This is a genomic window from Campylobacter cuniculorum DSM 23162 = LMG 24588, from assembly GCF_002104335.1.
GTDB classification, from domain to species: domain Bacteria; phylum Campylobacterota; class Campylobacteria; order Campylobacterales; family Campylobacteraceae; genus Campylobacter_D; species Campylobacter_D cuniculorum.
The window spans coordinates 505,892-526,574 of the sequence record NZ_CP020867.1 but is presented as its reverse complement, the minus strand read 5'-3'; the positions used below and the strand labels follow the sequence as shown (position 1 = coordinate 526,574).

Sequence of the window (20,683 nt, the reverse complement as noted above, 5' to 3'; positions counted from 1 at the left end):
TTTAAAAAATTTTCAATCGAAATAAAAATCAAACCGATTTCATCTTTTGCTGTAGTATGAAAATTAGAAATTTTTCTCATATCTTTATTTTGCTCTAAAATGGAGAGGTCATTTTGAATTTTTATAATTCTTGAAGTGATGTTTTTGCCTATTAAATATCCTAAACTTATAGTTGTGATAGTAAGAATAACTACAATACCAAGTATCAGTAAAAAAGACAAAAAATTTGAATTTTGAATGTTTATAATATCTTCAATGAGTTCATTCGCAAAAGAATCCTCTAAATTTTTTAAAAGATTAATCTTATCTGTAATGGTTTTAAACCAAAAAGTTCCTTCGATACCAAAATTACCGGTTATTTGATTTTTTATTGCAATATCCCGCATTTTTTGAACCTCATTAAAACTTTTATCTTTTTGTATGGTTTCTAATTTTTGGATATTTTCTTTATTTGCATAATGTTTGAAATTCTCTAAGCCGGTATTTTGTGCCACCATCAAAGAAATAAATTTTTCAAATACACCCGGTGCAAACTGATTAGTGCTAAAGGTATTTGAGAGTAATGCTCTTTCTTGTCCCGAATTTTCTTTAGCATTCAATAAATTCCTATAAGCTATCAGTTTTTTGCTGATTGTATCAATACTGCTGATACTTCCAATTTGTTTTATAGTATCAAGACCTAATTTTATCGTGTTTGTATAGTATCCAATAGCCTTTGATACAGGGATATTAAGCTCATTGATATTTGTTCTTATATTGCGAATATTTTCAAGTTCTTTGTTGAATTGATTTAAAGTAGTTTTTAAAATTTCAGGTTGAGCATTTATGTCAAAACTTTGTAAATAAAGATTTAATTCTTTGAGTTTTTCATCACTTAAAATTCTTTGTTGATTTAAAATATCCAAGAAATTTTGGGATTTTGAACCAAGATAACCCGAAGAGGAACCGCGTTCTTTTTGTAATTCGTGAATGAGAGAGGAAATCTTTGTCGATAAAACAATAGCCGAATTTAAAAGTTTAGCTTCTTGATAAGCAGAAAATCTTTCTTTTATTAAAATAGCAGAAAACACTATCATCACGAATAAGGGGAAAATTACAAGCAGAAGCATTTTTGTGTTGATTTTTAGATTATTTAAGAAATTCATCATATCTCCTTAGAAAATATTTTATCCTTTAATTAAATTTATTTTCTATATTCAATCAAAACAAAAAGATTATATTGAAAAAATATTAAATTTTCATTAATTATTTAAATTTTTTCCCTTATCCCCCTCAACTTTTACATCAAATACTATGATAAAAAATACCATTTAATTTTAATTTAAAATTTAATATTGCTTTATATTTTTTAATATTTTACCTCATATCAAAAAACTTTTTAAAAAAAATAAAATTTTCATTCAAAAAATAACCATAAATTTCTTACCCCACCTTTTTCAGCCCTTAATCCCAAAAAATGCAAAAACCCTGCAAAGAATTTAAAACCTCTTTAATTAATATCTCTTTAAGTTTCTTTAGCTATAATTTTATTTCTTTTTTTAATTTTAAGCAAGGGATTAAAATATTTGATTCTAAGGGAGAGTTTTTAAAAGAATTAAAATTCTTAAGCTTAGACTTGTATTAAAATCACGCTTAAATTTAATAAAGTTTTTGCAAAGGATTTTAAAAAAGATTTTTTGCTTGTGTTCTTTAAATTGAGATATTGTTATTTCATTCTTATAGTCAATCTTTGAAATCTAAACAAGTGATCGATTGAGTCAAAAAGCTTTTAAGCTTTTATATTTTTTTCTTAAATTTTGAGAAAAAAGATTAAACAATCCAAATTTTATGGAGAGTTTGATCCTGGCTCAGAGTGAACGCTGGCGGCGTGCCTAATACATGCAAGTCGAACGATGAAGCTTCTAGCTTGCTAGAAGTGGATTAGTGGCGCACGGGTGAGTAAGGTATAGTTAATCTGCCCTACACTAGGGAATAACACTTAGAAATGAGTGCTAATACCCTATACTCCTATTGAACCTAAGTTTAATAGGGAAAGTTTTTCGGTGTAGGATGAGGCTATATAGTATCAGCTAGTTGGTGGGGTAAAGGCTTACCAAGGCTATGACGCTTAACTGGTCTGAGAGGATGATCAGTCACACTGGAACTGAGACACGGTCCAGACTCCTACGGGAGGCAGCAGTAGGGAATATTGCGCAATGGGCGAAAGCCTGACGCAGCAACGCCGCGTGGAGGATGACACTTTTCGGAGCGTAAACTCCTTTTCTTAGGGAAGAACTTTGACGGTACCTAAGGAATAAGCACCGGCTAACTCCGTGCCAGCAGCCGCGGTAATACGGAGGGTGCAAGCGTTACTCGGAATCACTGGGCGTAAAGGGCGCGTAGGCGGATTATCAAGTCTTTTGTGAAATCTAATGGCTTAACCATTAAACTGCTTGAGAAACTGATAGTCTAGAGTGGGGGAGAGGCAGATGGAATTGGTGGTGTAGGGGTAAAATCCGTAGATATCACCAAGAATACCCATTGCGAAGGCGATCTGCTGGAACTTAACTGACGCTAAGGCGCGAAAGCGTGGGGAGCAAACAGGATTAGATACCCTGGTAGTCCACGCCCTAAACGATGTATGCTAGTTGTTGGAGTGCTAGTCATTTCAGTAATGCAGCTAACGCATTAAGCATACCGCCTGGGGAGTACGGTCGCAAGATTAAAACTCAAAGGAATAGACGGGGACCCGCACAAGCGGTGGAGCATGTGGTTTAATTCGAGGATACGCGAAGAACCTTACCTGGGCTTGATATCCTAAGAACCCTATAGAGATATGGGGGTGCTAGCTTGCTAGAACTTAGAGACAGGTGCTGCACGGCTGTCGTCAGCTCGTGTCGTGAGATGTTGGGTTAAGTCCCGCAACGAGCGCAACCCACGTATTTAGTTGCTAACAGCTCGGCTGAGCACTCTAAATAGACTGCCTTCGTAAGGAGGAGGAAGGTGTGGACGACGTCAAGTCATCATGGCCCTTATGCCCAGGGCGACACACGTGCTACAATGGCATATACAATGAGACGCAATACCGCGAGGTGGAGCAAATCTATAAAATATGTCCCAGTTCGGATTGTTCTCTGCAACTCGAGAGCATAAAGCCGGAATCGCTAGTAATCGCAAATCAGCCATGTTGCGGTGAATACGTTCCCGGGTCTTGTACTCACCGCCCGTCACACCATGGGAGTTGATTTCACTCGAAGAGGGGATGCTAAATCGGCTACTCTCCACAGTGGAATCAGCGACTGGGGTGAAGTCGTAACAAGGTAACCGTAGGAGAACCTGCGGTTGGATCACCTCCTTTCTAGAGTACTTAAGTGATGAGTCTCACAACTATCACTTTAAAATAAAACTCAATAGTCCTTGTTTGGATTTTAAAGATTGATGTAAAGGCTAAGCCTTATCATTATTAGTGTAAAACACAGACTTCAATAAACATTTCATTAATACAAATTTCATTAATACAGATTTAATAAAATTATGGTAAGAATTTATTAGTGTTTTTGAATTAAAACTTATTTTATTATAATCCATTGTTTTATGAATGCATTATAAAACACAGCTTTTTAAACAAACACATTCTTAGCAAGAAATCATCAAAAAATGATTAAAAGATGCATTGTGTGAATAAGACACTTTTAAAACATAATCATTTTAATCTTTGACTCATTGTTTCAATGAATAATCTTTTATAAGGCATTGAGTTTCTTGTTGATAATGTGAAGAAAGAGCTTAAGATGATAAGAATGTTTGATTTTTTTTACTTCTGTGATGATGATATGTTAGCTCTATATTTCTTAGGTATTTTTGCAATATGCATTCTTGCAGGAGTGATTTATGCAAAATTAAAACCCTAACAAGATATTTTCTAAAAATAATATTTATTTTTGTTGATTTAATTCTTAGCATTGTCTCTGCTTTTCATCTTAAAATCTGTTAAGAAGCCATAAAAGAAACTCGTTTTATTCTATATATTTATTTAAAAATAACAAAGATATTTAAAAAGATATTTAAAATATTTTTATATTCTAAATCTTATAATAAGCTTTCTTAGTTCTTATGAAAATAAAATATCAATATTAATCTTAAATTCTAAGCATTGAAAAAAGATATGATATTAAATAATAAAAATTAAAATAAAAAATGATTTGAATGTAAAGAATGTTGTTTTTTAAATCATTATAAATATAAAAGAATGTATTTTTAAAATGATAAAAATCTTTTTTATCATTTTAGAATTGATATAAAAGATTAAGATGATGATTTCATAAAATAATCATTTCATAAGATAATCATTAAATTGATGATTAAATTCTTAAAAAAGTGTTGTTGATTGAGAAAGAAAATTCACAAATGAGACTCAATGTTTAAAGAATTTTAATCTTAATGAGTGAAAAATCAATTGAGAATTTTTGCTTGTGGGTTTGTGATTTTTTTTGGGGGGGGGGGTTCTTCTTTTTCCTTTTGAATTTTAAAGGAATTTAAAAGTGTATCGACTTTATTTTCTTTGAATTGAAGTTCTTTAAGTTTTGTGCGAAGTTCAAGTTCTAAGTTGATATTTTTACTCACAAGCTCTTCTAAATTTTGCTTATCCTCTCCATAATTTTTCCTTGCTTTCTCAACTAAAAAAGGTGGAATTTGGTAGTTTAAAGCTGTTTCAAAAGCATAGGATTTTCCTATTGTGCCTTTTAAAAACTCATATTGAGGACGTGAATTTTTTTCATCATATAAAGCTGCTAAAAGTTCGATTTTGTAGATATTTATTTTATTTTTCATTTAATTTAAAAATAAGCATTTTTTAAAAGACAAATAAAGACTAAAATTTAATTGCTTAACATAAAACTTCTTTCAATTTAACTGAAATTTGTCTTACTTCATCGCTATTGATAGTATTTAAACGCAAGAGTGGAATATTATATTTTTCTAAAATACTATCTTTTAATCTATCTCTTTTATATTGTATGCTTTCTTCTTTATGAAAACTATATCCATCAACTTCTATGGCAAGAACAATACTTTTATCTGTTTTTCTATATAAAATAAAATCAATATGACTTAAGATATTGTTTGCATATCTTTTTTCTTCTGTATTTAACAATTGTGTATTATTTAAAAGTCTTATCAAAGGGATATGCACTGCACAAGATAAAAAATTATACTCTTTATCAATAAGCCCTTGCAATAAATTAAACATAAGATTTTCACTATCAAATTGTGAAATTCTTTTTTTGTTTTTTAGATATCTCAATCTTGCTTCTTGATTTGCTCTATAAAGTAAATCAAAAATCGATTTAATATTGCTTTGCTTAACCGAAAAATTATTATAATGAATATAAGCGAGTAAATCGCGGATATTACTATCTTTTTGAGCTATACAATCTGAAGTAACTATTCTTAAATAACGTTTTGCACGAGAAACAGCAACATTTAAAATTCTAAAATCGTCAATAAATGCATTGATATCATTAGCTACGGTTGTAATGATAATAGCTTGTTTTTCTCGTCCTTGATATTTATGAATGGTATCAATTTGTATGTTTTCATTTTGGAGATATTTTTTTAATTTCTCTTTTTGAGCATTATATGGAGAGATAATTCCAATTTGCTCCTTTGGTAATTTCAATGAAGGCATAATTTCTTGAGAAATGACTTCTATTTCACGCATATTATAATTCTCTCTAGCGTGATTGCCCTTTTGTGTGATATAAGCTTCTAAAACATCTTTTTCGCCTTTATCTTCGGTAAATATTATAAGCTCATTATTATAAAATTTTTGATTACAAAATTCAATAATTTTAGGGTGTGAGCGATAATGTTCTTTGAGTAAAACCTTAGGAACTTCTAAACTTGCAATCATAGAGCTTAAAATATTTTGGTTTATATAATTAAAGTTTTCATTAATGTGATATTGTTTATTGAGTTTTTGAATTTCTTTTATTTTTGCCGATTCAATAACATTAGGCAATTGTTTTGTATCTCCGACAATAACGGCATTTTTGGCACAAGATAATGCAAGCACCGCTGTACTCAAATCAACTTGTGATGCTTCATCAATAATAATATAATCAATAAGAAAATTGTCCCCCTCGTCCAAACAATTCTTTAAAGAATATGTTGTGCTTAGTATAATAGGATATTCTTGAAAAAAATTATCTCCACCTAAATTCGCAATATGAAATTCCTCACGCTTTTTATTTGCATATCTCTCTTGCAAGTAAAGATGAAAAAGCTTAAAAGAATTTTCTTTAAGTTTTTGGTGGAGAGTATTTTTATCAAGTTCAATGAGCTTTTTATCATAAGTTTGAATCAATGTTTTTAATTCCTCTTGTTTAATTATATAATAAATTTCATTGTATGCTAAAATAATATCTTGCTTAGTATTTTTATAAAAATTGAAATCACCTATGCCATAAAACCATACTAATTGCAATTTTAACCAAAAATTTATCCTTTGATTTTCTTGAAGTTTTACAATCAAATCCATTATTTTTTCAGATTTTAGCTTTTTTCTCATTTTAGGAGCAATTTTCAAATTTTCTTCTTTGATAAAATGCTTGTATTCTAGCTCTAAAGCATTAAATTGACTTTGTAATTTCGCTCTAGCGTTTTCAAGCTCAAAAGCCATTTGTAATTTTTCATTTAAATTTTTAAATTCATCTTGTAAAAATTTTTTTTGCTGACTATCACTGCCCCTAAATTCCGGACGATAAGGCTGATTTTCAATAAAATTTTCTTTATTTTCTCTGCTGCCTAAAAAAGCACAAATAAAATCTAAATTATAATCTTTTAATTTTTCTAAGACATTTTTTGTTGCAGAATTGTTATTAGAAATGATTGCTAGTTTTTGCCCATTGAAAACAATATTTATAGCAATATTAAGTATGGTTTGTGTTTTTCCTGTGCCCGGAGGTCCTTCAATGATACTAATTTGCTCTGTTAAGGCATTTTTTAATGCTGTGTATTGAGATTTATTGGTTCCAAAAGGATAAATAAGGAATTTATCTTTATTAGAAAAATTCGGTTTATAATTTGAATTCAAATACCGATACAAAACGCTTTCTTTATGAATTTTAGTAATTTTATCATACTCTTTTGCAAGAAAATTTTCTCCATCTTCGGTTTTTAGTCCTACCACATCAGCCACTGCTTTACAATAATTAAAAATATCTCTAACTTTTTCACAAACAAATATTTCATCTCTAAGAAATATTTTAACTTTTTTATTTTTAAAAAAAATCCTATAATACTTTCCAAATTTTATAATCTTTTCTATATTAGCAATATTACATATCCTTAAATCTCTAATCTCTGTTTCTTTTAATAACTTAGCCTCATCAGAAAAATAAAAATTTTGCGAAGAATATATATATGTTTTAGAAAATGAATCGCCAAATGTTACTTTTATATTTTCACCTTCAAAAACATATTTTTTAATTTGTGCAGTCTTATCTTCTTTTTTAAGTATGATTAAATATTGCTCTATATCCATACTCTTTTGCCTAAAATTTCACTACCTTAGCTCCAAATCCACCTTGATTCAATGGTGCATCATGAAAACTTTTGACGCTTTTATGTGTCTTTAAAAATTCTTTGACTGCAAAAGCGAGTTTTCCCGTGCCTATGCCATGATAAATCAAAACCTCGTCAAATCCTGCGATTAAGGCATCTGAAATAAATCTGTCAAGTCTTTCAATGGCTTCATCACTCCTTAGTCCGTGCAAATCAAGACTCACTCCTAAATGACGCGGTTTTTGGATGTTTATGCTTGTTTTGGCATTTTTTTTAGGAAGTTCTTGGCTGATTTTTAGTAATCTTAAAGGCACTCTAAGCCTTAAGCCCTCACTCTCAATTAAAGCATCATTTTTAGAAATATTAAGAATTCTACCCTTAATTTTTTCGTATTTTACAAAGTCCCCTACTCTTAATTCATCATTTTTTTTCATGCTCGGCAAGAGTATAGCTTTTTTAAGTTCATTAGCCCTATTAAGGGTTCTTTGTTTATCTTTGAGTTCTTTAAAATTTAAGGTTTTTTTAGCCTCTTCTATGGCTCTATGAAATTCAAATTCAAGTTCTCTTAATCTTGTTTTAAATTCATTTTCTTCTTTTTCCTTTTGAATTTTAAAGGAATTTAAAAGTGTATCGACTTTATTTTCTTTGAATTGAAGTTCTTTAAGTTTTGTGCGAAGTTCAAGTTCTAAGTTGATATTTTTACTCACAAGCTCTTCTAAATTTTGCTTATCCTCTCCATAATTTTTCCTTGCTTTCTCAACTAAAAAAGGTGGAATTTGGTAGTTTAAAGCTGTTTCAAAAGCATAGGATTTTCCTATTGTGCCTTTTAAAAACTCATATTGAGGACGTGAATTTTTTTCATCATATAAAGCTGCTAAAAGTTCGATTTGATCATTTTTTGCTAAAAGCATGGCTAAGAGTTTATGGTGTGTTGTGATGATGATTTTAAGTTTATTTTCTATCAATTTTAAGATGATTTCTCTATACAAACATCCCGCCTCTTCAAAATCTGTTCCAAGCTCGATTTCATCGATACCTAAAAGCATATTTTTTTGGCTAAAAAGCTTTGAAATTTGAAGCATTCTACCCGCAAAAGTGGATATATTGTTTTTAACATTTTGCGGATCTTCTATAATGGCTTCAAAAGCTTTAAAAGAGCCAATCTTACTTTCACAAGCCTTAATTTGCATCGGTAAAAGAGCCTTTGCAAGAAAAGCCGCACTTAAAATGCTCTTTAAAAGCATAGATTTTCCCCCTGCATTCACGCCTGTGATAAGCAAAACTTGCTTTTTAAATTCCACATTAACGCTTTTTGGATTTTTAAGAGCGGGATGGGCAAAATTTTTAAGCACAATCTCATCACTATCATCGCATAAAATGAATTCAAAATCCTTCTTTTTTGCAAACATCACTCTAGCACTATAATGATCAAACAAATCAAAACTTTTATCAATAAATTTTAAAAATAAAAGTTCCTTGCTAAGAAAGAGAGAAAATTTTTTCGCATATTCATAGTAAATTTCTTCTTTTTGATTTTTTATCTTTTGGATTTCATCTTGCAAATTTTCTATGCTCAAAGGCACGATATAAAAGCCTCCTGTTTTGCTACGTCCTATGATTTTAGCTTGTATAAAATGACTAAAACCTCCCCTTACAAGCAGGGATTCAAATCCATTGATGGAATGAATTTGCGTATCAATAAGATAAGGATTGAGATTTTTAGAATGCGAAAGTTTTTTAAATTCATGGCTTATAGTTTCATTTTTAATCTTTAAAGCTTGATTTAAATTCATCAATCTTTCATCGCTATCATCCTTAAAAACTCCCTTTTCATCAAAATAATCATAAAATTCTAAGAGACTTTTAGGAGGTTTAATTTTATCAAGCCAAGTTTTTAAATTTCCTTCAAATTTAAGATTTTTAAGATAAGAAAAATAACGTAAAATTTTAACAAATTCAGCGATTTCATCAAGATGTAAAATTCCTTGTTTGCTCAGATGTAAAAGAGCCGTGTCAAGTTTTTGCAATTGAGGTGGAGCTTTAAATTCAAGCTTACAAAGTTCATCAATACGTTTAAAATGCAAACTCCTATCGCCTTGTAAAAAAAGCTCTTTATCCCTTGCAAGAAAATTTTTAAATTCATCCAAATAGCCATTTAAATCGAGTTTTGCAATTAAAACTTCATTCATTTAAGCCTCAATTTATTGCTAATATCACCTGCACCAAAGCCTATAATCAAGCCTTTATCTAAAACTTCACCCTGACTTGCTACAAGAAATTTTCCCTCTCTTTTAATGTCTTTAGTCAATAAAGCCTTTGGGAAATATCTTTTTAAATCAATATCTAATTTTGTCTCACCCGCACTATAAACAGGTAAAATCACCAGCTCATCAATATCCTCAAAGACCCTTATAAAATTTTGTAAATTTGCAGACAAACGCGTGTAACGATGAGGTTCAAAAATTGCTGTGATTTTCTTGTATCCTGCAAGTTTTGCGTATTCTTTTGCGGCATTTAAAGTGGCTTTGATTTCAGTAGGATGATGTCCATAATCATCAATGATTGCTAAATCCTCATCCGCATATAAAATATCAAAACGTTTTTTAATGCCTTGATAATTTTTAAGTTTTAAACGAATTGTATCAATGCTTTGATATTCAAGAGCTGCAAGTATCGCTAAAGATGCATCAAGAGCCAAATGATAGCCCATACCAAAAATACTAAATTTTCCATAATTTTTAAGTTCAAAACTTGTTTGAGGCTTAAAATTTTCAAGCTCCATAACACAATTTTTAATGTCTTGACTCGGATAAAGCCTTAAAGCTTCTCCTTTAAAATGTCTTAAAAATTCATCTTCAGCATTGATGATGCGAATTTTTGCACTCTTTAAAAATTCATCATAAGCTTTGTGAAGTTTATGAATATCGTTATTATAATGTTCTAAATGTTCAGCTTCTGCATTTGTAACTATGGCTAGATAGGGATTTGAATTCAAAAAAGAGCTGTCACTTTCATCGGCTTCAAAAATCAAATTTTCACTCTCTCTGTAAATCATATTAGAATCAAATTGTTTTAAAATCGCACCAATAATCACAGAAGAATCATCAAACAAAGAAGCCAAAATGCTTGAAGTTGTACTTTTACCATGGGCTCCTGCAACTGCAAAAACCTTTTTATCTTTAAGAATCAAAGGTAAGGCTTCTTTACGCGAAAGACAGGTTATACCAAGTTCTTTTGCGTGTTTAAATTCCGGATTTTCCTCCTTAATGGCTGCAGAATAAATCACCAAATCCTTACCCTCAACATTGTCCTTAAGATGAGGAATGCTCACTTTTACACCTTCTTTTTCAAGTTCTTTTGTAATTTTGCTTTCTTTAAGATCGCTCCCGCTGATTTCATAACCTTTAACCTTAAAAAATCGTGCCAAAGCTGAAATTCCTATCCCACCAATGCCAATAAAATGAATTTTTTGCATATGAAGCCTTTTAAAAAATATTGTAATTCTACAGCTTTTTAGCTAAAAATAAGTTTTAAAATTTAAAAATTCTTTAATATAATTTTAAAATAATCTTTAATAGGATAGTCCCTAAAATATTGAAATATAGTTTTTTTACTGCAAGGAGTAAAATATGAAAAATATTTTATTGAATTTGATAAGTATGATATTTTTGCCTATAATCGCTTTTGCAGACATCACGGTATCACAGCAAGAAATCGTTGAACCACATTATGAGGGTTGTGTTTTAGTGTATCAATATGGTGCAGATTATAGCTCATCAAAGCATCTATCAAGAAGCTGCTTGTGAAACATTTGGAATTTGCAGATAATTTAGGGTCGTAAAATGGTATTGCGAGATTTTTGCGGATTGATTGTCGATACAACAAAAGAATATCAAGTCAAACCTCTCTTAAAGCTTGAAGTAAAAAGACAAGATGAGAAAGATGAAAATACAAATCAATCAACAAATAAAACAGATAAAGAAAAAGAAAATAAAAATTTTGTTGATAAGCAAGTATAAATTCAAACATTAAAGCTGTATCGATTTATCTGTATTTCAGTGATAAAATTTTGACAACAGAAAAGTTAGCCTTAGTAAATCTTTGAAAAGCTTTTATAAACTTCTGCCTTGTTCTTGTCGCTTAATCTGTTCTTACTCTTTTGCTGGAGTTGCTTTATAATTTTCTAAAATTTCTTTATAGTTTGGGTTTTGTTTTCCCATTCTGTGAATTTTTCTGAAAATCCATAGTCTGAAATTGCTTTTTTTATAGCTCTTAAGCTCTCTTGGATGAATTTAATTCTAGTTTGTTTTTGTTTTTCATTCTTTTCAGGTATATTCATAGTTTTTTGGCTTTAAAGAGGGGGCTTTATTATAATGATTTGATTTTTAATTCTCTTGTTTCATAGTGATTGCGACTAATTTCATAATTACCGCTGATTAAATAACTAGGGAGAAATCTCTGTCATTGTGTCTTGTTTATACTGCATTGCTTTTTTGAAAATTAATGCTTGAAATTTGTTCTAATTCATTTTTTAGTTGCTCTTGTTGTTCTTGTGGCAAATTTTCAAAATCATTTTTAATTTTTTTATTGCTGGAGCATTTTCAAGTGTGTAATATTGTGGTTCATCTATACTTTATTTAATTTTTGCTCTTAAAAATTTAATCAGCTCTTTTGTTGCATTTATTTTTTTCCATTTCTGCTTTTAATTTTTGCTCTTTTTTTTCTGCATTTTCAAGAGAATTTAAAAGCTGTCTCCTATTCATAAAAGAATATTTCTCATAGTCAATAATGTTCATAGCTCCCTCCTTTATTTTAAAAAATATCATTGAACTTGTGAAATTATAACATATTTTAAAATTAAGCAGATATATCTAAAAGCCTGTCATTTTTGTTTTTAATATCTGTATTTAAAGAATCGTTCTTATTTTTATCTTTTGAGTGAATTTCTTCTTTTTTTTATCAGCCTCAACTTTAATTTTTTTGTATCTTCTTGTTTTTCCATAAGTTTTAAAATGTCATACATTGCATGAACTTCTTTAGGCATACATTTATGGAAGCGATGATTTAAATTAGCATTTAAAATATTTAACATTTTTACTCCTTAAGCTCATGATTTAAATCATAGATATTATAAATTGTATATATAATAATTATATACCGCACAAAATTAATAAAACTTTAATTTATTAAAGCAAATTTTATTTATCTAATTTCATTTTTAAATGTATCAATCATTTCAAAATTGTTCTTTTAATTTAGCTGTAAAAATCATTAATATCGCCATAAACTAAAAAACGAATTTTAGCTATAATTAAAAAAAGGAGCTAAAAATGTTTGATTATTCTAAATACAAAATACAACACCAAAACAAATCATATACGTTTAATTCTTGCGAAAAAAGCAAAGAAATTAGCATTACGAGTAAAAGAGAATGGGGCTTTTTTTAATTTTTTACAAAAAAGCTAAAAAATTTCTTTTAGCACAAAAAGATAAAAAATATGAGCCGCCAGAGGAAACTAAAGCAATTTTAGCCAAAAATGAGCCATTACCTTATAAAAAAAATTGTTAAATTCTGTTGATGAATAAATCAAGGCGAAAAATGCGTAATCAAAATACTTTCAAAAAAGACTTGAAATATCTTTAGGTTTAAAAATTTCTAAAGATTTAAATTGACTAAAAGATATAAAAAATTTATTCAAAAATAGCACTATGTAGTTTAAAAAAAGCATTATTATAAATTCAAAAGAATTTTTTCGCAAAGTTCTCGTGGATTTTTCGCTCTATAAATCGGTCTTCCTATGACGATGAAATCGCTTTTATTTTCTTGTGCTGTTTTTATATCCGCCACTCTTTTTTGGTCCTCATTATCTTCATTAAAAGGACGAATTCCGGGCGTTAGGGTCAAAAAATTTGAAGCTGTGTGTTTTTTGATATTTAAGCTTTCAAAAACCGAACAAACCATACCATCAAGTCCATTTTCATAAGCAATTTTTGAAAGATTAATCACCGCTTCATTGATTTTTTGTTTATAAATTTCATAAAATTCACTCTCATCAAAACTTGTTAAAGCCGAAACTCCTAACACCAAAGGGCGTTTTTTAAGTGAATTTAAACGATTTATCGCTTTTTGCATTGCACTTTTTCCAACACTTGCATGGATATTCATCATATCAATATCAAGTTTTGCACATTCTTCACAAGCATCTGCTGTTGTGTTAGGAATGTCATAAATTTTTAAATCTAAAAAAATTTTAAAATCATTGATTTTTTTAAGCTCTTCAATCAATTTAAAACCATCTCTTAAATAAGCCCTTAAGCCTATTTTAATCCAAAGGTCTAAACCTTTTAACTCTTGAGCTAAGTCAAGGCATTCTTTTTTTGAGGATAAATCAAAGGCGACGCAAAGTTTCATAATTGTGCCTTAGTGATTGAATCAAGCACCCCGTTAATGAATTTAGAAGAATTATCATTTGCCATTTCTTTAGCAAGTTCTATGGCTTCATTGATGATAATTGCTCGCGTCGTATCAGTGTATAAAAGTTCATAAGCACCTAATCTCAAAATAGCCCTTTCAATATGTGCAACCTTAGAAATTTCATTTTCATTCAAATGCGTATTGATTTGAAAATCAAGTTTTTCAAGATTTTCACAAATGCCTTGATATAAACTTAGTGTGAATTTTTTTTGCTCATTGCGAATTTTTTTTTCATCTAAAAATTCATCTAAAAATTCATTGTTTTTTTCGTTAAATTCAAAGGCATAAAGCAAAGAAACAACGCTTTGTCTCACCTGATGTCGCGTCGCCACCTTAGGTCCTTAAAATTTGGCTTAAATTAAACATTTCTATGAGGGTTGTCATAGCTTCAAAACCTTTATTTCCCGCTTTACTTCCCGCTCTTTCTATGGCTTGTTCTATGGTATCGGTTGTTAAAACCCCAAAACTTACAGGAATATTGTGATTTAAACTCACATTCGCTATGCCTTTCGTTGTTTCCGCACTCACATAATCAAAATGCGGAGTAGAACCTCGAATCACAGCTCCCAAACAACAAATTCCATCAAATTTTTTGCTCTCAATCGCTTTTTTTAGGATAAAGGGTATTTCAAAAGCACCCGGAACTAAAATCAAACTTAAATTTGCATCCTGACCCCCATGCCTTAAAAAAGCATCTTTTGCACCCTCTATCAATTTATCTGTAATGATATGATTAAATCTTGCATTGACAATGGCAATTTTTTCACTTCCGCTTAAGGCAAGTTTTCCTTCGATAATTTCCATCATTTTTCCTTTTCTATAAGATTTTGAATTTCAAGGAGTTTAGAAACGCATTTTTTTAAATGCTCTAAATTAAGCATATTTGGTCCATCACAAAGAGCTTCAGAAGGATTGATATGGGTTTCAAAGAAAAAACCATCGACGCCAACCGCAGCAGCAGCCCTTGCTAAAGGCTGTATAAACTCGCTTTTTCCCCCACTTTTCCCCCCTGCGACTCCGGGCATTTGCACACTATGAGTTGCATCAAAAATTACAGGAGCAAATTCACGCATTATCACTAAACTTCTCATATCTACAACCAAATTTCCATAACCAAAACTCGCCCCTCTTTCGGCAACAAAAACTCCATTTTTTTGTGCCACTTCATAGCCTTCTTGTTCTATGCCTCTTGTTTGCAACACCTTTTTAATGCTGTATTTTATATCGCTTGGATTTAAAAATTGTCCCTTTTTAATATTAATCTTTGATTGAGTTTTTGCTGCTGCGACAAGTAAATCTGTTTGTCTGCATAAAAAGGCGGGAATTTGAAGCACATCAACAACTTCACTTGCTATTTTTGCTTGATAGCTTTCATGAATATCTGTAAGGATATTAAGAGCGAATTCCTTTTTAACACTTTCTAAAATTCTAAGTCCTTCTTCAAGTCCAGGACCCCTAAAAGAATCGATACTCGTGCGATTAGCTTTATCAAAACTTGATTTAAAATAAAATTCTATTCTTGCATCATCTGCAAATTGTCTAAGCTCTTGTGCCATTTTAAAAACAAGCTCTTTACTTTCTATAACACAAGGACCTGCAATGAGTATCATTTTTTTCATTTTTTTCCTTTAATCAAAATCAATCCGCCAAAAATTATACCTATTATACCCAAAAAAACTATAGCACTTGGTAAATCATCTCCTAACAACAACCCCACAAACAAAGAAAAAACCACATCCAAATAACTCACTCCAGCAACGATTCCTGCTTGTTTAGCCACCCCATAAGATTTTGTAATGTGAATTTGATATAAAGTACCTAAAGTTCCCATAATAGCGATTAAAATCCACGCTTTAAAACTCGGCATAATAAAAGGTGCTAATAAAAAATCAAGCTCTTTAGGAGCATAAAAAGAGCCTACAAGCATAGAAGCAAAAGGCATTAATGTCCCCGTTAAAATAAAAGAAAGGGCGATTTTCTCTGCCGCGTAATATTTTCTTAATTGCCTCACACTTGTAAGGGCTAAGGCTGCAAAGAAGCCACTTAAAATTCCAAGAATAGAATTTTTAATATCAAAACCCGAATGCATTTGCTCATTTGCCCAAGGCTGTGTGATGAAAAGCACCCCGCAAAAAGCGATTAAAATTCCACACCAACCTTTAAAGCCTATATTTTCTTTAAACCAAAAAAAAGCAATCAAAGTGATGAAAATCGGAGCAGTTTTTTGAAAGGCAAAAGTTCCGCCAAGAGTGATATTTGCAGCATTATAAAAAAACAAATATAAGGATAAGGTTCCGCTTATTCCTCTAAAAATCAAAAGCCCTAAACGCCCACCCTTTTTACGCACTTTAGTTTTTTTAAGCATATAAAATATAAAAACCACACCGATAATATTTCTAAAAAACATAATTTCAATAGAGCTAAGCTCTTCACTAAGAAGTTTAGCACAAGCACCCATTAAAGCAAAATCAAAACAAGCAAGTATCATAAAATAAATGCCTAAATTGCGTTTAACAATTTTTAACAAACATTTCTCCTTATTTTTTGATATTTTAATCTTTGTTTGCTTAATTTTAAGCCAAATTTTATATAATCTTTTCGAAAATAAATTTTTAATTATGGAAAAAAATGCAAAGTATTATACTCATAGGCAAGCCAAATGTCGGTAAATCAAGTCTTTTTAATCGTATGGCACAAAAGAGGATTGCAATTACAAGCGAAATTTCAGGCACAACAAGAGATACAAATCAAACATTGATTGAAATTTATTCTAAAAAAGCCTTACTTATCGATAGTGGCGGACTTGATGAAAAAGATGAGCTTTTTAAAAATGTCAAAAAAAACACTCTCAAAGTTGCCAAAAATAGCGATATTATCCTTTATCTTGTTGATGGAAAACTTGCTCCGGATGATGAGGACAGAAAATTTTTTCATTCTTTAAAAAAACTTTCAAAACCTATAGCTTTGATTGTCAATAAGATTGATAATAAAAAAGACGAGGAAAGGGCTTGGGAATTTGCAAATTTTGGAGTTAAAGAAATTTTTAATCTCTCTGTAACGCACAATATAGGCTTAGATGAGCTTTATGATTGGTTGGATTGTTTTTTAAAACAAAGTTTTTCAAAAGATGAAGAGCAAAGCTTAGAAGAAGAACAAAATTCATTGCAAAACATCGATGAACATCACATTAAAGTGGGTATAGTAGGACGCGTGAATGTTGGTAAATCAAGTCTTTTAAATGCTCTTGTTAAACAAGAAAGAGCTGTGGTGAGTGCCATTGCTGGAACGACAATTGATCCTGTCAATGAAAGCATTAATTATCAAAATAAAACCATAGAATTTATCGATACAGCAGGAATTCGCAAAAGAGGAAAAATTCAAGGTTTAGAATATTTTGCACTCAATCGCACAGAAAAAATTCTCCAAAAAGCTCAAATCGCCCTTTTGGTTTTAGACGCTGATGAAGGTTTTAATGAACTTGATGAGCGTATAGCGGGGTTGATTGCAAAACATCATTTAGCTGTGATGATTGTGTTAAATAAATGGGATAAAGCACAAAGAGATTTTGACGCAACGCTTAAAGAATTAAAATTAGACCGCTTTAAATTCTTAGCTCACGCTCCCATCATTAGTGTTAGTGCTTTAAGTGGTAAAAGAATTTCCGTGCTTTTAGATAAAATTTTAGAGCTTTTTGAGAATTTCATTCAAAAAATTCCAACTGCAAAACTCAACGCTCTCATAGAAGAAGCAACAAAAACCCATCCTTTGCCTCATGATCGTGGAAAAGTGGTTAAAATTTATTATGCTGTGCAATATGATTTAGCACCACCAAAAATTGCTCTTGTGATGAATCGCCCAAAGGCTTTGCATTTTAGCTACAAACGATATTTGCAAAATAAAATGCGTGAGAATTTCAAACTTGAAGGTGTACCTCTTATCTTGGTATCGAGAAAAAAAGGGCAAAGAGATGAAGAATAAAAATATATTTTTTATAGGTTTTATGGCTAGTGGAAAAAGCACTTTAGCAAGGGCTTTAGCAGTAGAACTTGACCGGGTTTTTTTAGATAGTGATTCTTTGATTGAGGCTAAATTTGATAAGAGCATAACTGAAATTTTTGCAGAATTTGGAGAGGATTTTTTTAGAAAAGAAGAACAAAAAATAGCAAATTTTTTTTGTGGAATTAAAAATGCTTCTATTGCAACAGGGGGAGGATTCATACAAGTTTCAAATTTAAATGAAATAGGAATTTGCGTATATTTAAGAGCTGAATTTGAGACTCTTAAAAATCGCCTTGATTTAAAAGAAAAAGAAAAAAGACCCTTATTTTATGATGAAAAAAAAGCAAAAACATTATATAATGAGCGTTTAAAAATTTATGAAAAAAAAGCAAATTTGATTTTAGATATTGAAAATAAAAATATACAAGAGCTTATTTATGAGCTTAAAAAGAGGATAGAATGAGAGTTTTAACGGGACTTCAACCAAGCGGGGATTTACACATTGGAAACTATTTTGGTGCGATAAAACCTATGATTGAAGCACAAAATGAAAATGAAATGTTTATTTTTATTGCAAATTATCACGCAATGACTTCGAGTCAAGAAGGTAAAAATTTAAGGACAAACACCTTAAAAGCAGCCGCAGCATTTTTAAGCTTAGGAATCAATCCACAAAAAAGCATTTTTTGGTTGCAAAGTGATGTTAAGGAAGTCGTTGAACTCTATTGGATTTTATCGCAATTTACACCTATGGGTTTGCTTGAACGTGCCCATAGTTATAAGGATAAAATTGCTAAGGGTTTAAATGCTTCGCATGGGCTTTTTTCTTATCCTGTTTTGATGGCAGCAGATATTTTGCTCTTTGATTCTCAAATTGTGCCTGTAGGTAAGGATCAAATTCAACATGTTGAAATTGCACGCGATATTGCTTTAAAGGTCAATAATACGTGGGGAGAAATTTTCACCCTTCCTCAAGCAAAAATCAATGAAGAAGTCGCTGTGGTAGTTGGTACAGATGGGGCTAAGATGAGCAAATCTTATAAAAATACCATTGATATTTTTGCTGATGAAAAAACCTTAAAAAAGCAAATTTCAACCATCACAACGGATAGCACTCCTTTAGAAGAGCCAAAAAATTGGCAAAATTGTAAAATTTTTAGCCTTGCAAAACTCTTTTTAAATTCAGAAGAACAAGAAGAATTGAAAAAAAGATATGAAAAAGGTGCAGAGGGATATGGGCATTTTAAGATATTTTTAAATGAAATTATCAATGCGTATTTTAAAGAAGCAAAAGAAAAATATGAAAATTTTTTAGCCAACCCGCAAGAGCTTGAATTTTATTTAGAACAAGGAGCAAACAAGGCAAGAAAGATTGCAAAAGAAAAAATGCAAAAAATTTATGAAAAAATAGGACTTTAAAGGATAAAAATGTTGGATTTAAAACTTTTTCAAAAGGATTTTGAACTTTTCGCTCAAAAACTTAAAAATAAAAAAGTCGATGAAGATTTGCTTAAAATTTTAAGCGAACTTTTCGCTCAACTTAAAAAAGAAAAAGCGATTTTAGAAGAACTACAAGCCTTCCAAAACAAATTCAGTAAGGAGCTTTCAAATTCTACAAATAAAGAAGAGCTTAAAATTCAATTGAGTGAAAATAAGGCTAAAATTTCTTCTTTAAATCAAAAAGTTAATGCCCTTCAAAATGAACTTCAAACCATTTCTCATTCTATCCCAAATATCCCTGATGATGATGTTCCTATAGGAAAAGATGAAGATGAAAATATCGAGCTTAAAAAGGTTTTAGAGCCACCGCGTTTTGATTTTGAACCTAAGGAACATTTTGATTTAGCGGCGAAGCTTGATTGGATTGATTTTGTTCGCGGGGTTAAAATTTCGCAAAGTCGCTTTTGTGTGCTTAAAAATGAAGCGGCTTTACTCAATCGTGCTTTGATTAATTATATGATTGATTTTAATTGCAAACGTGGTTTTAAACTTGTCAATGTTCCTTTTTTAGTCAATTCTAACACAATGTTTGGCACTGGACAACTTCCTAAATTTAAAGAAGATATGTATAAAATTGACGCAGAGGATTTATATCTTATCTCAACTTCTGAAATTCCTGTAACTAATCTCTATGCTGATGAGATTATTCCTAAAGAAATGTTGCCGCTTAAAATGACTTGTTATAGTGCTTGTTTTAGAAAAGAAGCAGGCAGTGCCGGGCGGGATACAAGAGGCATTATAAGACAGCATCAATTTGAAAAAGTTGAACTTGTAAGCATTACAAAACCAGAGCAAAGTGATGAGGTGTTTGAGCAAATGGTAAGCTGTGGGAGTGATTTATTAAGCTCTTTGGGTTTAGCCCATAGGCATATGATGCTTTGCACAGGAGATTTAGGCTTTAGTGCTGCAAAAACTATTGACCTTGAAGTATGGTTGCCCGGACAAAACCGATACAGAGAAATCAGCTCAATTTCAAATTGCAGGAGCTTTCAAGCAAGAAGAGCTAAAATTCGCTATAAAAATGAACAAGGCAAAAATGAACTCGTGCATACTCTTAACGGCTCTTCTTTAGCTGTAGGAAGAACCTTAGTCGCGATTATAGAAAATTATCAAGATAAAGATGGGAAAATTCATATTCCCGATGTCTTGAAAAAATATTTTTAAAGG

The 20,683-nt window shown here is 30.7% G+C and carries 17 protein-coding genes, 1 rRNA gene and 2 pseudogenes; 7 read left to right on the top strand and 13 right to left on the bottom strand.

What is annotated here, in order from left to right; genetic code table 11:
• Positions 1-269 precede the first annotated feature (269 nt).
• A pseudogene (locus CCUN_RS10245) lies at positions 270-1,076 on the bottom strand (nitrate- and nitrite sensing domain-containing protein); the annotation flags it as partial.
• Positions 1,077-1,824: 748 nt separating this feature from the next.
• Here CCUN_RS10245 and CCUN_RS02660 point away from each other — a divergent pair.
• Positions 1,825-3,337, top strand: a 16S ribosomal RNA gene (locus CCUN_RS02660).
• Positions 3,338-4,482: 1,145 nt separating this feature from the next.
• On the opposite strand, the pseudogene CCUN_RS02655 reads toward CCUN_RS02660, so the two are convergent.
• From CCUN_RS02655 to murC, 4 genes and pseudogenes are all read right to left on the bottom strand, one after another.
• Positions 4,483-4,785 (bottom strand): annotated as a pseudogene (locus tag CCUN_RS02655) (endonuclease MutS2); the annotation flags it as partial.
• Between the two features lie 79 nt (positions 4,786-4,864).
• Positions 4,865-7,522: an AAA domain-containing protein gene (locus CCUN_RS02650; protein ID WP_027305901.1), complete on the bottom strand. Its 2,658-nt coding sequence runs from the start codon at positions 7,520-7,522 to the stop codon at positions 4,865-4,867.
• 10 nt (positions 7,523-7,532) lie between these two features.
• Positions 7,533-9,731 (bottom strand): endonuclease MutS2, encoded by a 2,199-nt coding sequence (locus tag CCUN_RS02645; RefSeq protein WP_027305902.1) that lies wholly within the window; start codon positions 9,729-9,731, stop codon positions 7,533-7,535.
• Entirely contained in the window at positions 9,728-11,017 is a 1,290-nt protein-coding gene (gene murC / locus CCUN_RS02640) for a UDP-N-acetylmuramate--L-alanine ligase (RefSeq protein WP_027305903.1), read from the bottom strand. The genes CCUN_RS02645 and murC overlap by 4 nt, the downstream gene beginning before the upstream one ends.
• A gap of 154 nt (positions 11,018-11,171) precedes the next feature.
• On the opposite strand from murC, the gene CCUN_RS02635 reads away from it, so the two are divergent.
• Positions 11,172-11,348 (top strand): hypothetical protein, encoded by a 177-nt coding sequence (locus CCUN_RS02635; protein WP_169712497.1) that lies wholly within the window; start codon positions 11,172-11,174, stop codon positions 11,346-11,348.
• A 36-nt stretch (positions 11,349-11,384) separates the two neighbouring features.
• Positions 11,385-11,561 carry a hypothetical protein gene (locus CCUN_RS09735; RefSeq protein WP_157258344.1) on the top strand — a complete coding sequence of 59 codons (177 nt, stop codon included), beginning with the start codon at positions 11,385-11,387 and terminating at the stop codon, positions 11,559-11,561.
• A 164-nt stretch (positions 11,562-11,725) separates the two neighbouring features.
• Here CCUN_RS09735 and CCUN_RS09730 read toward each other — a convergent pair whose 3' ends face one another.
• The 8 genes from CCUN_RS09730 to CCUN_RS02610 all read right to left on the bottom strand — a co-directional run bounded on the left by CCUN_RS09730 (position 11,726) and on the right by CCUN_RS02610 (position 16,544).
• A complete protein-coding gene (locus tag CCUN_RS09730) occupies positions 11,726-11,881 on the bottom strand; it encodes a hypothetical protein (protein ID WP_157258347.1) in 156 nt (51 codons plus the stop codon).
• A gap of 319 nt (positions 11,882-12,200) precedes the next feature.
• Entirely contained in the window at positions 12,201-12,338 is a 138-nt protein-coding gene (locus CCUN_RS09725; RefSeq protein ID WP_157258351.1) for a hypothetical protein, read from the bottom strand.
• Between the two features lie 131 nt (positions 12,339-12,469).
• The gene (locus CCUN_RS09575; RefSeq protein ID WP_088245179.1) at positions 12,470-12,634 is read right to left on the bottom strand and encodes a hypothetical protein; all 165 of its coding nucleotides are present in this window, start codon (positions 12,632-12,634) and stop codon (positions 12,470-12,472) included.
• A gap of 639 nt (positions 12,635-13,273) precedes the next feature.
• Entirely contained in the window at positions 13,274-13,954 is a 681-nt protein-coding gene (pyrF, locus tag CCUN_RS02630) for an orotidine-5'-phosphate decarboxylase (RefSeq protein WP_027305904.1), read from the bottom strand.
• Positions 13,951-14,349 (bottom strand): transcription antitermination factor NusB, encoded by a 399-nt coding sequence (nusB, locus tag CCUN_RS02625; RefSeq protein WP_027305905.1) that lies wholly within the window; start codon positions 14,347-14,349, stop codon positions 13,951-13,953. Before nusB ends, pyrF begins: the two co-directional genes overlap by 4 nt.
• A gap of 1 nt (position 14,350) precedes the next feature.
• Positions 14,351-14,821: a 6,7-dimethyl-8-ribityllumazine synthase gene (gene ribH / locus CCUN_RS02620; RefSeq protein ID WP_027305906.1), complete on the bottom strand. Its 471-nt coding sequence runs from the start codon at positions 14,819-14,821 to the stop codon at positions 14,351-14,353.
• Complete coding sequence (gene kdsA, locus CCUN_RS02615; protein WP_027305907.1) at positions 14,821-15,636, bottom strand: 3-deoxy-8-phosphooctulonate synthase; 816 nt, start codon at positions 15,634-15,636, stop codon at positions 14,821-14,823. The genes ribH and kdsA overlap by 1 nt, the downstream gene beginning before the upstream one ends.
• On the bottom strand, positions 15,633-16,544 hold the full coding sequence (locus CCUN_RS02610; RefSeq protein ID WP_027305908.1) for a DMT family transporter: 912 nt from the start codon (positions 16,542-16,544) through the stop codon (positions 15,633-15,635). The genes kdsA and CCUN_RS02610 overlap by 4 nt, the downstream gene beginning before the upstream one ends.
• Before the next feature lie 101 nt (positions 16,545-16,645).
• Here CCUN_RS02610 and der point away from each other — a divergent pair, with 101 nt between their 5' ends.
• From der to serS, 4 genes are read left to right on the top strand one after another with little or no spacing between them, the layout of a single operon-like run.
• On the top strand, positions 16,646-17,995 hold the full coding sequence (gene der, locus CCUN_RS02605) for a ribosome biogenesis GTPase Der (protein ID WP_027305909.1): 1,350 nt from the start codon (positions 16,646-16,648) through the stop codon (positions 17,993-17,995).
• Entirely contained in the window at positions 17,985-18,479 is a 495-nt protein-coding gene (locus tag CCUN_RS02600) for a shikimate kinase (protein WP_027305910.1), read from the top strand. The genes der and CCUN_RS02600 overlap by 11 nt, the downstream gene beginning before the upstream one ends.
• Positions 18,476-19,435 carry a tryptophan--tRNA ligase gene (gene trpS, locus CCUN_RS02595; RefSeq protein ID WP_027305911.1) on the top strand — a complete coding sequence of 320 codons (960 nt, stop codon included), beginning with the start codon at positions 18,476-18,478 and terminating at the stop codon, positions 19,433-19,435. The genes CCUN_RS02600 and trpS overlap by 4 nt, the downstream gene beginning before the upstream one ends.
• A 9-nt stretch (positions 19,436-19,444) precedes the next feature.
• Positions 19,445-20,680 carry a serine--tRNA ligase gene (gene serS, locus CCUN_RS02590; RefSeq protein ID WP_027305912.1) on the top strand — a complete coding sequence of 412 codons (1,236 nt, stop codon included), beginning with the start codon at positions 19,445-19,447 and terminating at the stop codon, positions 20,678-20,680.
• Positions 20,681-20,683: the final 3 nt, after the last annotated feature.